Source organism: Kitasatospora sp. GP82, assembly GCF_029892105.1.
Lineage (GTDB): Bacteria > Actinomycetota > Actinomycetes > Streptomycetales > Streptomycetaceae > Kitasatospora.
In genome coordinates this window covers 1-6,491 of the sequence record NZ_JARZAJ010000096.1, presented here as the reverse complement: position 1 = coordinate 6,491, position 6,491 = coordinate 1, and the positions used below count along the sequence as shown (strand labels likewise).

The 6,491-nt window shown below is 71.5% G+C and carries 6 protein-coding genes; 1 reads left to right on the top strand and 5 read right to left on the bottom strand.

Annotation, left to right across the window (positions count from 1 at the left end):
* A partial coding sequence (locus tag P3T39_RS36965; RefSeq protein WP_280703710.1) for an RICIN domain-containing protein occupies positions 1-349 on the bottom strand: 349 nt, incomplete at its 3' end.
* A gap of 418 nt (positions 350-767) precedes the next feature.
* On the opposite strand from P3T39_RS36965, the gene P3T39_RS36960 reads away from it, so the two are divergent.
* Positions 768-3,866: an AAA family ATPase gene (locus P3T39_RS36960; RefSeq protein WP_280703708.1), complete on the top strand. Its 3,099-nt coding sequence runs from the start codon at positions 768-770 to the stop codon at positions 3,864-3,866.
* A gap of 7 nt (positions 3,867-3,873) precedes the next feature.
* Here the strand turns inward: P3T39_RS36960 and P3T39_RS36955 are convergent, their stop codons facing one another.
* The 4 genes from P3T39_RS36955 to P3T39_RS36940 all read right to left on the bottom strand — a co-directional run bounded on the left by P3T39_RS36955 (position 3,874) and on the right by P3T39_RS36940 (position 6,182).
* Positions 3,874-4,308, bottom strand: a complete 435-nt coding sequence (locus P3T39_RS36955; protein WP_280703707.1) for a hypothetical protein — start codon at positions 4,306-4,308, stop codon at positions 3,874-3,876.
* Positions 4,309-4,322: 14 nt separating this feature from the next.
* Positions 4,323-4,583: a hypothetical protein gene (locus P3T39_RS36950; protein ID WP_280703706.1), complete on the bottom strand. Its 261-nt coding sequence runs from the start codon at positions 4,581-4,583 to the stop codon at positions 4,323-4,325.
* A gap of 200 nt (positions 4,584-4,783) precedes the next feature.
* Positions 4,784-5,011, bottom strand: coding sequence for a transposase (locus P3T39_RS36945; protein ID WP_280703711.1), 228 nt, complete (start codon positions 5,009-5,011; stop codon positions 4,784-4,786).
* Positions 5,012-5,429: 418 nt separating this feature from the next.
* Positions 5,430-6,182: a hypothetical protein gene (locus tag P3T39_RS36940; RefSeq protein ID WP_280703705.1), complete on the bottom strand. Its 753-nt coding sequence runs from the start codon at positions 6,180-6,182 to the stop codon at positions 5,430-5,432.
* Between the last annotated feature and the right edge of the window lie 309 nt (positions 6,183-6,491).

Below are 6,491 nucleotides of genomic sequence, written 5' to 3'. Positions count from 1 at the left end.
GGGCGCCTGTGCAGGTGTACTGGTCGATGCCGGCCCCGTCGTTGACGCCGGCGCCCCAGACGTCCAGGCACTTGCCCGCGAAGGTGCGGATCTGGACCTGGCCGTTGTTGGCCGGCACGATCGTGAACTGCTGGTTGGGGGCGCCTGTGCAGGTGTACTGGTCGATGCCGGCCCCGTCGTTGACGCCGGCGCCCCAGACGTCCAGGCACTTGCCCGCGAAGGTGCGGATCTGGTTGGTTCCGTTGGAGTCCGCAGGTGCCGCCATCGCGGTCGGCGCCACAGCGACGGCCGAGGCTGTGAAGGCCAGGGCGGCCAGGGCGCGAAGCGCGGTCTTGGTGGCAGAGTGCATGATCTTCTCCTTAGTTCCCGGGAGGGAATGCGTGCCGACACGGCCCCTGACGGTCCATCAGTGGCCACTCAATAGGCATGGGCATGGGCATGGAACAGCCCGGCGGGGTGGGGTCCCGGCGGGTAATCCAGGACTCTTGATCACGTACAGCAGAACATCGGCCCCGGTATGGGCGCCACGAAGAAGCACACGACGAACTTCCGGAAGTTCGGCCGGAAGAACCGCGCGGTGATGCCCGTCCGGCCCAGACTGGAAGGGCCTGCTGGGCAAGGGACAGGGGCGCACAGGGCCGTCCAGCCGGTAAGGTCCCATTCGATTACTGGTGAGTAGGATCCGGTGTGCGGCGCATCGCCGGGGGGGTCCTGGCGGGTCCCGCCGTCTGGGACGTTCCGGAGGCTTGGGAGTGGGGGGTGGGCGGGTGACGGCGTTCGGTGAGATGTTGCTGGAGTTGCGCCGGGTCACGGGGCTGACGCAGGAGGAGCTTGCCGAGGCCGCCGGGCTGGCGGCCCGGTCGATCCAGGATCTGGAGCGCGGGCGGCGGGAGCGCCCGCAGCACCGCACGGTGCAGCGGCTGGTGTCGGCGCTGGGGCTCACGGACGCCGACGCGGCCGCGCTGCTGGCGGCCGGCCGCTCGGGCAAGCGGGCGGGCCGGAGCACCGATGACATTGCGAGGGGTTCCGGGCTGCTCGATCGCCAGGGCCAGTTGGCGGTGCTGGAGCGTGCGGCCGCTGAGGCCCGGGCGGGCCGGGGCGCCGTGGTACTGGTCCGGGCGGGCGCGGGGATGGGGAAGACCGCGCTGCTGCATGCCTGGGCGGCTGTCCAGCACCCGCGGGAGATGCGGGTGGCGTCCGCGAGCGGGGCGCAACTGGAGCAGGACTTTGCCTTCTCGGTGCTGCGGCAGCTGGTCGAGCCCTTGCTGGCCCGGGCCGGTCACGTTGGGCGGGAGCGGCTGCTGTCGGGGCCGGCGCAGTTGGCGTCGCACGCTCTCGGCGCGCAGGGGGCCGGCGAGGCCGGGGGGTTGTCACCCGAGGCGTCACTGGGGCTTCTGCACAGTCTGTACTGGCTGATGGTGCACGTCACGGACGACGGGCCGCTCGCCCTGGTGGTCGACGACGCGCACTGGGCGGACCTCCCCTCGCTGCGGTGGCTGGAGTACCTGGCGCGGCGTCTGCACGGTCTGCCGCTGCTGCTGGTGCTGGCGGGACGGCCCGACTCCGGGCCCCAGGCCGGAGCGCTGCTGGAGCAGATCGACCGGCAGCCGTACTGCCTGCCGGTCGAGCTGCCAGCACTGGGGGCTGACAGCGTGGCCCATCTGGTGCGGGCGAGCCTGGGGCGCGCCGAACCCGGGTTCACCACTGCCTGCGCGGATGCGGCCCAGGGCAACCCGCTGCTCCTGCGCGAGTTGCTGCGGACCCTGGCAGACAACGAAGTCAGGCCCGCCGACGATCAGGCACACCTGGTGGAGGAGTTCCGCGGCCGGATCCTGGCCAGCACCGTCGTCAAGCGCCTGACCGGCCAGCCGGAGCCCGTCCTGCGCCTGGTCCGCGCCCTGGCAGTGCTCGGAGACGGGGCCGCCTGGCACGTCGCGGCCCAGCTGGCGGGACTGGGTGAGGCGCAGGCCCGCCAACTCGGGCGCCGACTGCAGCGCACCGGTGTGCTGGCGCCAGGTCAGGCGGCACGGTTCGACCACCCGCTGGTCCGCGCGGCGGTCGCCGAAGCCGTCCTGGAACCGGCGGAACTGGCCGCAGAACATGCGCGGGCAGCCGAACTGCTCCGGTGCGACGGCGCCGCCGACGATCTGGTGGCAGCCCACCTCCTGCTGACCGAACCGGCCGGTGAAGCCTGGCGCGTGGCCGCCTTGAGGCAGGCAGCGCGGACAACACGCGACCGAGGGGCCCCGGAAACCACCGTGACCTACCTGCGCCGGGCCCTGCGCGAGCCCGTCTGCGCCCAAGAGCGCGGTCCCCTGCTGCTGGAGCTGGGCAAGGACGAGCTGCCAGTCGATGCCGCAGCGGCCAGGCACCACCTGGCCCAGGCCTCGGCCGCGCTGGCCGACCCCTACTCCCGGGCCGAGGCGGCCTACCGGCTCGGCACCTCCCTGTTCCTGGGGCATCGGCACCACAGCGCCGTCGACGTCCTGGCCCGGGCGGTGGAGGACCTGCGGCACACGGACGACGGCACCGGCCTTGCGCGCGAAGTGTCATGGTTCCTGCAGGCGCAGATGGTGCTGATCGGCTACGACCAGCTGTCCACCCTCCCCGCCGCCCGACAGCACGCCCAACGGCTGTGGGAGTACAAGCTGGCCGGCGACACCCCCGGTGAGTGCGCGGTCCTGGCTGCCCTGTCCGCCTCGGCCGTCACCGGGCACGCCAGCGCCCAGGTCACCAACGACCTCTTGGACCGGGCCTTGCGGGGCGGGCTGGCGGGAATCGACGCCTCGCAGATCCTCGTGAGCCTGGCCGGGCTGGCCTTCGTGGCCACCGACCGCCTCGACGACGCGGCCGCGCAATTCGACCAGATTGCCGACGTGGGCGGTCGGTTCGGCTCCTTCCTGATGGTCTCGGCCGCCATGACCTGGCACCTGCTCGTCCACACCCGCCGAGGTCAACAGCTTCCCCTCACCGCCGATTTCGGGCGCCCCGGCACAACGGCCGTAGAGGGCATGGAGTCGGTCAGGCTGGCGATGACTGCCCTACTGGGCGATTCGCTGCTGGAGCGCAGTGACCTGCCCTCGGCGACGGCCGTGCTCGCGCCGGACGCCGGCCACGACAAGGCGGGCTGGGCCTGGCAGGGCCTGGCGCACCTGGCCCGCGCCCGCCTGCACGAGGCGCGCGGCAACGTTGCCGCCGCCCTCACCGTCCTGCTCGAATACGGCGCGCAGGAAAAACGCGCACAGGTGGCGAACCTGGCCATGACCCCCTGGCGGTCCCGGGCAGCAGCGCTGCACCTGGCCCTCGGACAGCGCACCGACGCACTCCAACTGGCCACCGAAGAGCTGGAACTGGCCCACCGCTGGGGCACCGACCGCGCGATCGGCGTGGCCGCACGAAGCCTCGGCACCGTCCAGGGCGGCCGGGAAGGACAGGCGCTCCTGCGCGACGCCGTGGACCTGCTCAAGCGCTCCCCCGCACGCCTGGAACTGGCCCGCGCCCAGTACGACCTGGCGACCGCCCTGCTGCGCGCCGGCGAAGCCGACCAGGCCCGCCAGATCCTCAGCCAGGCACTCGACCTCGCGGACACCTGCGGCAGCACCCTCCTGGCCGGCCAGGCGCGCACCGCACTGACCGCGGCAGGGGCGCGCCCGAAACCGGCGCCGGCCCCAATTCCGAGACTCTCCCTGACCGAGCACCGGCTGCTGGAGCTCATCCGCGCCGGCCACACCGACCGCCAGATCGCCCAGGCCCTGCTCCTGACCCCCCAGGAGGTAACCCGCATGGCCGAGCAAATCGGCCGCAAGCTGGGGATGACCAGCAGAGCGGAGCTGACACACCCCACACAGACCGACCACCCTTGTTGAGTACCACTCAAGAGAAGCCGTCAAAGAACAACACGGTGGTCTGGGGGTCCGGTGCGCGTGTCGCGGCCAGGGCGTCGGCTGCGGTGGCGTAGTGGTGTTCGGCAGGGGTGATCGCGAGGCGGTGGTCGTCGAGGACGGGTAGGACGTCGTTGATCGCGTTCCACAGCGTGCTGCGGCAGACGCCGAGCGGCTCCACCGGCTCCACGGCGGCGCAGCCGGGATCAAACAGACCCAGAAGCGGCTGCCCCGGCTCCAGGCCGAGGGCCTGGCCGAGTTCGTGACCCTGCCGCAGGCCGTCTGGGCGAAGGCCTGGGACAGCGAAGTTGGGACGGTAGACACCGAAGACGGGAAGCAGGGCAGTTCGTGACAGCGAACATGGGACGGCGCAGATCGAGCCGCGCTCTTGCCCCGGGCTGGCGGCGGCCGCGTCCGGGGGCGCCACGGCGCTGTGGCAGGTCAGGGCTGGCGGTGCTCTGTGCCGGTGGGGTCGACCCAGATGACCAGGTCCTGGGCGCGGTTGCTGAACCGGACGTCGTGGACGAGTCGGCCGCGCAGTTGGGCGTGGTCGAGGTCGTCGTGGGTCCACACGTCGCCGCCGCGGATGGCGGGCACCTGGTAGAACGCGCCGTCGCGGGTGGCGGTGGGCCAGCCGGCGGGGTCAGCGGCGATGGCGGCGCGGACGTAGCGGCGGGCGGTGGGGCCCTTGACCGCGACCACGGCGCGAGGCGCGGTCTGCGGGTTGGCGGCCCACTGCCGGACCCAGGGGCCGAGCTGCCACCAGCGGACGGTGTTCTCGGCCAGTACGGCCGGGTCGGTTCCGCCGGCGTCGGCCTGCGGTCGGTCCAGGTCCCGGTACGGCTTGGAGCTGTGAAATACGATCAGAACTCCACCCAGGCTCCGTCCGAGATCGGCAACGGTCAGCGGTTCCAGGGAGAGGCGGTCGGCGTACTCAGGAGGTGTGCCGAGCGGGGCGAAGCGCCACTTCTCCCGGCGAGCGTTGACGAGCTTCGCCTTCGCACCGGCGGACAGGACGTAAGGGTCTTGTCCCGGTGCCCGTTGCGAAACGCGGTGCGCGTCTCGGTGTGCTCGTTCCATTCCGCGCCGATCCGGGCCGTGGCCTCGGCCTCGATCAGCTCCTGCAGCATCCGCTCGGCCACCCCGCGGACGAGTTCGAGCCCGTCCACCGGACGTAGTGACTCCAGCAGGCGTAGTGGGTCATGCTGGGACAGGGCCACCGTGCACCTCCCGCATTGAACTGGCCGTTCACTACGGAGAGTTGCACGGTGGCTGACTCATGCTCAGGGAGCGTGAGTCCTTCGCAGGTGTGCGCCCCGGGAGCGAGCCCGCGCACGCCTCAACTTTGATCGGCTACACCATCCCGCGGGACGCCATCAGCAGGGCACCGATCCGCTGCTGTGGCGCTACCGCGCCACCTCGATCTCCTGGCGGCTCCACGCGCCCGAGCCACGCCCGAGTCGCAACGGGGCACACGCCCACTCGACACGAAGGTGCTCGGCCGAAAGGCCCGGCCGAGCACCTTCGTTCAGCTTTCCCTTCGTCCGCTCAGCTCGACCAGTCGGTCTCCGACCGGTACAGACGCCCGCCGACCCAGAACGCCGCGTCAACACGTGGGAACGACCGGCCCAGCCCCTCCAGCAACGAGGTGGTCAATTCACGCAGCAGCTGTGCGGAGACCTCGACCTCGGATGACCGCACGGCTGCCTGACAAGCGAGTTCGCGGGATCGCTGAACGAGGGTGAACGACACACTGTCATCCGCCTCCGCAGGAATTCCGGCATCCCCCACTCCGACCTCGCGGAACTCGAGTACGGGCGGACCTGCGGGAGCAGCCGACTCCGCCAGGCGCAGCAGAGAGGCGCCCGGGGGCCAGGACTCGCTCCCCACCCACACTGTGAGCTCCGCCCTGCCCGAGATGTCCTCCGGGTCGAAGCGGTAGCCGTAGTCCTCGTGCACCTCGAACGCCGTCTCGAGGGCCGCCCACGCAGTGTGCAGGCGGCCGACGACGGACCGGCAGAACGCCCGCAGGGAGCCCCAACTGTCGTCGGTGTCCTCGGTCGTCCAGTAGATGGACACGTGGATGAAGCAGTCGTACGTGCGCTGTCCCAGCTCACCGGCCGACGGCTCGCCGACGGCCGGGCCCCACCGGTCGCCGCGCTCGGTGCTCAACCGAAGCCGGAACTTCGATCCGTCCGCCCCGACGACATGGTGCCAGGGCTCCGTCGACGGGTCGGAGGGGAGCGCGAGGACCTCGCCGATCTCCTCGCGGGTGAGGGCTGGTCCGGCAGGACGCCTCACCAGAATGGCGGCATCGGTCGACACGAGTCAGCAGCCCCAGTCCTTGCAGGTGGAAATTGGTGCCGATCCTACCGAAGACGTTCCAGCCTCCCGGATCCGATACCGCTCGTACGCCGCCACCCACGCGACAGGGAGCGCCGCGTCCGCACAGGCCGCGTTCGACTCAGCCCACCAGGTGGCCCTCGCCGGCGACCAGCCGCACATCGACGGTGTCTGAGCTTCCCCCGGTGTGCGGGAGGTGCTGATTAGCTGGTCAGGGCGGGTGTGGGTGGTTCGACGGCCACTGGTTCGGTCGTCGCCTGGTCGGCG